This window comes from Cereibacter changlensis JA139, assembly GCF_003034985.1.
Lineage (GTDB): Bacteria > Pseudomonadota > Alphaproteobacteria > Rhodobacterales > Rhodobacteraceae > Cereibacter > Cereibacter changlensis.
Genome location: NZ_PZKG01000208.1, coordinates 1 through 4,882, shown reverse-complemented (window position 1 = coordinate 4,882; position 4,882 = coordinate 1). Strand labels below are relative to the sequence as shown.

General features: G+C 69.1%; 6 protein-coding genes. 3 read left to right on the top strand and 3 right to left on the bottom strand.

What is annotated here, in order from left to right:
- Positions 1-495, top strand: a 495-nt coding sequence (locus tag C5F48_RS21840; protein ID WP_107665858.1) for a F0F1 ATP synthase subunit B, incomplete at its 5' end; no start/stop codon positions are given.
- A 55-nt stretch (positions 496-550) separates the two neighbouring features.
- Here the strand turns inward: C5F48_RS21840 and C5F48_RS21835 are convergent.
- The 3 genes from C5F48_RS21835 to C5F48_RS21825 all read right to left on the bottom strand — a co-directional run bounded on the left by C5F48_RS21835 (position 551) and on the right by C5F48_RS21825 (position 3,035).
- A complete protein-coding gene (locus C5F48_RS21835; RefSeq protein WP_107665857.1) occupies positions 551-1,318 on the bottom strand; it encodes a FadR/GntR family transcriptional regulator in 768 nt (255 codons plus the stop codon).
- 103 nt (positions 1,319-1,421) lie between these two features.
- The gene (locus C5F48_RS21830; RefSeq protein WP_107665856.1) at positions 1,422-2,075 is read right to left on the bottom strand and encodes a YiaD family glycine zipper/OmpA-like lipoprotein; all 654 of its coding nucleotides are present in this window, start codon (positions 2,073-2,075) and stop codon (positions 1,422-1,424) included.
- Between the two features lie 108 nt (positions 2,076-2,183).
- On the bottom strand, positions 2,184-3,035 hold the full coding sequence (locus C5F48_RS21825; protein WP_107665855.1) for a methylated-DNA--[protein]-cysteine S-methyltransferase: 852 nt from the start codon (positions 3,033-3,035) through the stop codon (positions 2,184-2,186).
- A gap of 107 nt (positions 3,036-3,142) precedes the next feature.
- Between C5F48_RS21825 and nth the strand changes: the two genes are divergently transcribed.
- A complete protein-coding gene (gene nth / locus C5F48_RS21820) occupies positions 3,143-3,787 on the top strand; it encodes an endonuclease III (protein ID WP_107665854.1) in 645 nt (214 codons plus the stop codon).
- Entirely contained in the window at positions 3,784-4,776 is a 993-nt protein-coding gene (locus tag C5F48_RS21815; RefSeq protein WP_107665853.1) for an adenosine kinase, read from the top strand. The genes nth and C5F48_RS21815 overlap by 4 nt, the downstream gene beginning before the upstream one ends.
- Positions 4,777-4,882 lie beyond the last annotated feature (106 nt).

Here is a 4,882-nt window from a genome sequence, read left to right as displayed (position 1 = left end):
CCGTTCTTCTCGCTGGCCAACACCAACTTCATCGTGTTGCTGGCCTTCATCCTGTTCATCGGGGTCCTGGTCTACGCCAAGGTCCCGGGCAAGGTGACCGGCATGCTCGACGCGCGGGCGCGGCAGATCAAGGCCGACCTCGACGAGGCCCGGGCGCTGCGCGAAGAGGCGAAGACCATCCTCGCCTCCTATGACCGCAAGCAGAAGGAAGTGCTGGAGCAGTCGGCGCGCATCGTCGCCGCCGCCAAGGACGAGGCGCATGCCGCGGCCGAACAGGCCAAGGCCGACCTGAAAGCCTCGATCGCCCGGCGTCTCGCCGCGGCGGAGGACCAGATCGCCTCGGCCGAAGCCAGCGCCGTGCAGGCGATCCGCGAGCAGGCCGTGACCGTGGCGGTTGCCGCGGCGGGCGACCTGCTGGCCCGGCAGATGACGGCGAAGGACGCCTCGGCCTCCATCGACGACTCGATCAAGCAGGTCGAAGCCCGGTTCCACTGAGCCTCACCCCGCAGACAGAGAAGGCCCGGACCGCAAGGTCCGGGCCTTTGTCGTCTCAGCGCTTCTGCTCGTGCTCCAGCCGCTGCCGGGCGATGACCTCGTGCTTCTCGGCGCGCAGCCCCTCGGTCACCGCCTGCTCGACATAGGTCAGATGCGCCGCCACCGCCGCCCGCGCCGCCTGCGGGTCGCGGGCCTGCAGCGCCTCGTTGATGGCGCGGTGCTGGTCCAAGAGCATGTCCCGCGTGGTGCGCTGGCGGAACATCATCTGGCGATTGTAGAATACCCCGTTGCGCAACAGGTCGAACATCGAGCGCATCATGTGCAGCATGACCACGTTGTGGCTCGCCTCGATGATCGCCATGTGGAACTGCGCGTCCAGCCCGGCCTCGTCCGAAGGATCGCGCTTGGCATGGGCGGCCTCCATCTTGCGGAAGATCGTGTCGATCACCTTCAGGTCGGTGTCCGACCCCAGCCGCGCCGCGCGCTCTGCGGTCAGCCCCTCCATGTCGCGGCGGAAGTCGATGTAGTCGAACACCGCCTCCTCATGGCTGGCGAAGAGCTGCACCAGACCCTCGGAGAAGGCCGAGCCCAGTACCTCGGCGACGAAGATCCCGGCGCCGGGGCGGCTGACCAGCAGGCCGCGCTCTTCCAGCGCCGCCACCGCGTCGCGCAGGCTGGGGCGCGAGACGCCGAGCCGCTCGGACAGCTCGCGTTCCGAGGGCAGGCGCTCGCCGGGGCGCAGGATGCCGCGCAGGATCAGGAGCTCGATCTGGCGCACCACGCTCTGCGACAGCTTTTCGGATTCGATCTTCTGGAACGGCATGGGGCACCCTGGCAAACTGGTCAGAATCTATGACCACCGCGCCACGGCGGCAATGGAAAAGGGGCGGGTCCGAAGACCCGCCCCTTTTGCCGTAACGCGAAGATCAGCGCGTCGGGCGGATGATGATGTCGACGCGACGGTTGCGGGCCTTGCCTTCCGGCGTCAGGTTCGAGGCGATCGGCTGGTCCTCGCCCCGGCCGATGGCGGCGACGCGGAACTGCGGCACGCCGTTGTTGATCAGCGTCTGGGCCACGGCCCCGGCGCGACGCTCGGACAGGTTCTGGTTGTAGGCGGCCGCCCCGGTGTTGTCGGTGTGGCCGATCACCTGGATGGTGCTGTTGGGGTAGTTCAGCAGGTTCTGCGACACGGCGCCGAGATCGCGGATCAGGTCGGGGCGCAGCGAGGCGCTGTCGACGGCGAAGAGGATGTCCTGCGGCATGGTCACCACCAGCTCGGTGCCGGTGTTGGTGATGCTCACCTGATCGTTGCCGATGCTGTTGCGCAGATCCGCCGCCTGGCGGTCCAGCGTCGCCCCGACCGCGCCGCCGAGCATGCCGCCGATGGCCGCGCCGACCACGGCCTTCTCCAGCTTGTCGTCACCGCTCTGGGCGCCGAGCAGGCCGCCCATGATGGCGCCGGTCGCGACGCCGGTGCGGGTGCGCACGTTCGGATCGGTGGAATTGGCGTAGGGGTCGGTGCAGCCGGCGAGAGCCAGGGCGCCGAGGGTCATCAGAACAACGGGGGATTTCAGGATCATGGTGCCGCCTCATACTTCATTGGCGCTCCGAAGGGGGCGCAACGCTTGCTATATCAAGCGCTGCCGTCTGCCGAAAGTTCCGCGTTGGCCTTGGCAATTTCTTGCCGGTCACCCTTCGGTGACATCGGCCCGCGCCGCCTCCCAGGCCAGCATCGCCCGCTTCACCGGCAGACCCCAGTGATAGCCGCCGAGCCCGCCCGACTTGCGCAGCGCCCGGTGGCAGGGGATCAGCCAGCTGACCGGGTTGCGCCCCACCGCCGTGCCCACGGCGCGCACCGCCGCCGGATGGCCGATGGCGCTGGCGATCTGGGAATAGCTGGTGACATGGCCCGAGGGCACGCGCAGCAGCGCCTCCCAGACCTTGATCTGGAACGGCGCGCCGATCATGTGCAACGCCGCGGCGCCGCCGCCGAAGGCATCCTCGACCAGAGGCGCCACGGCCCCGGCATCCTCGACGAAGACCGCCTTCGGCCAGCGCCCGCAGAGGTCGGCCATCGCCGCGGCGCGGCCCATCTCCTCGGTGAAGCCCATGCCGCAGATGCCGCGGTCGGTGGCCATCACCAGCGTCTCGCCGAAGGGCGAGGCGAAGAGGCCCCAGCGGATCGTCAGCCCGGCGCCGGCGCGGGCATAGTCGCCGGGGCTCATCGCCTCCCAGCGCAGGAAGAGGTCGTGCAGCCGGCCGCTGCCCGAGAGGCCGGTGGCCAGCGAAGCGTCGAGCACGGTGAAGCGTTCGGCCAAGAGGCGGCGGGCGTGGTCGAGCGTCAGGTATTGCTGATAGCGCTTCGGCGAGACGCCGACCCATTGCGAGAAGACGCGCTGGAAATGCGCCGGGCTCATGCCCATCTGCCCGGCCAGATCGTCGAGTGTCAGCCCCGGCCCGCCGGCGTCGATCAGCCGGATGGCGCGATCGATGACCGCGTAGTGATAGGCGGGACGCTCTTGCTGCAGGGTGTCGGGCATGGAGGGCTCCTTTCCCGGGCAGAGTAGCCGCCGCGACCGGTCGCCGCGACCCGATTCCTGCGGCTTCGCTTGCTCCGCGGGCGGGCCTCGGGCATAGGGGGCGGACGATGGCGCGACAACTCGACTACCTCACGATCCACGAGATCTTCGCTCGCTTCCAAGCGCTGGAGGCCGAGCCTAAGGGCGAGCTCGAGCATGTGAACGCCTTCACCCTGGTCGTGGCGGTGGCGCTTTCGGCGCAGGCGACCGATGCCGGGGTGAACAAGGCGACGCGGGCGCTGTTCGCCAAGGTGACCACGCCGCAGCAGATGCTGGATCTGGGCGAGGAGGGGTTGACGGAGCATATCCGCACCATCGGCCTCTACCGCACCAAGGCCAAGAATGTCATGGCGCTGAGCCGCCGTCTGGTCGACCATTTCGGCGGTGAGGTGCCCTCGTCGCGCGCGGCGCTGGTCTCGCTGCCCGGTGTGGGGCGCAAGACGGCGAATGTGGTGCTGAACATGTGGTTCCACCAGCCGGCGCAGGCGGTGGACACCCATATCTACCGCGTCGGCAACCGGACCGGCATCGCGCCGGGCCGCGATGTCGAGGCGGTGGAGCGGGCGCTGGAAGACCACGTGCCCGCCCCCTTCGCGCTGCATGCGCATCACTGGCTCATCCTGCACGGGCGCTACATCTGCGTGGCGCGCAAACCCAAATGCGGCATCTGCCCGATCCGCGATCTGTGTCTCTTCGAGGAGAAGACCCCATGAAAAAATTCCAGGTCGTCGGCATCGGCAATGCCATGGTCGATGTGCTTGCCTCGGCCGACGAGAGCTTTCTGACCGCGAACGGCATCGGCAAGGGCATCATGCAGCTGATCGACATGCCGCGCGCCGTGGATCTCTATGCCCGGATCGGCCCGGCCAGGGAGATCTCGGGCGGGTCGGCGGCCAATACCATCGCCGGGGTGGCGCATCTGGGCGGGCGGACGGCCTATGTCGGCAAAGTCTGCGACGACCAGCTGGGCCGGATCTTCGCCCATGACCTGCGGGCGCAGGGCGCGGTCTACGAGACGCCGATGGCGGCGCCCGGCGGCGCGCAGGAGACCGGACGCTGCATCATCCTGGTGACGCCGGATGGCGAGCGGTCGATGAACACCTATCTCGGCTGGTCGGAATTCCTGACGCCGGAGGACATTTTCGAGCAGCAGATGGCCGAGGCCGAATGGATCTATCTGGAGGGCTACCGCTTCGACGGCCCCGCCAGCCATCAGGCCTTCGCCAAGGCCATCGCTGCCTGCAAGGGCGCGGGAGGCCGCGTGTCGATCACCCTCTCGGACCCGTTCTGCGTCGAACGGCACCGCGACGCCTTCCGCCGGATGATCCGGGACGATGTGGACCTGCTGTTCGCCAACCGGGCCGAGATACTGTCGATGTACCAGACCGAGGATTTCGCCGCGGCGCTGCAGGCCGCGGCGGCGGAGGTCGCGATCGTGGCCTGCACCGAGAGCGAGAAGGGCGCGCATATCCTGTCGGAGGGCCAGCACTGGCATGTGCCGGCGATCCCGACCGATATCGTCGACGCGACCGGCGCCGGGGATCTGTTCGCCGGGGCCTTCCTCTGGGGGCTGACCAACGGGCACGGGCTGGAGACCTCGGGGCGGATGGGCTGCCTTGCGGCCTCGGAGGTGATCAGCCATGTCGGCGCCCGGCCCGAGGCCGATCTGACGGGGCTGTTCCGGACGCACGGGCTGCTCTGAGCCGGGGGAGGCGCGCTCGTCAGGCCCCTCCCGGGGCCATCCTCGCGCGCCGTTGCCACGGAGGAGACCCCGCGCCGCGCGGAATGTCCGCAGGGGCGCCGGGCGG

Coding starts and splice junctions, on each gene's coding strand:
- C5F48_RS21835 (WP_107665857.1), bottom strand. CDS start 1,318: ATGCCGTTCCAGAAGATCGAATCCGAAAAGCTGTCGCAGAGCGTGGTG.
- nth (WP_107665854.1), top strand. CDS start 3,143: ATGGCGCGACAACTCGACTACCTCACGATCCACGAGATCTTCGCTCGC.
- C5F48_RS21815 (WP_107665853.1), top strand. CDS start 3,784: ATGAAAAAATTCCAGGTCGTCGGCATCGGCAATGCCATGGTCGATGTG.
- C5F48_RS21825 (WP_107665855.1), bottom strand. CDS start 3,035: ATGCCCGACACCCTGCAGCAAGAGCGTCCCGCCTATCACTACGCGGTC.
- C5F48_RS21830 (WP_107665856.1), bottom strand. CDS start 2,075: ATGATCCTGAAATCCCCCGTTGTTCTGATGACCCTCGGCGCCCTGGCT.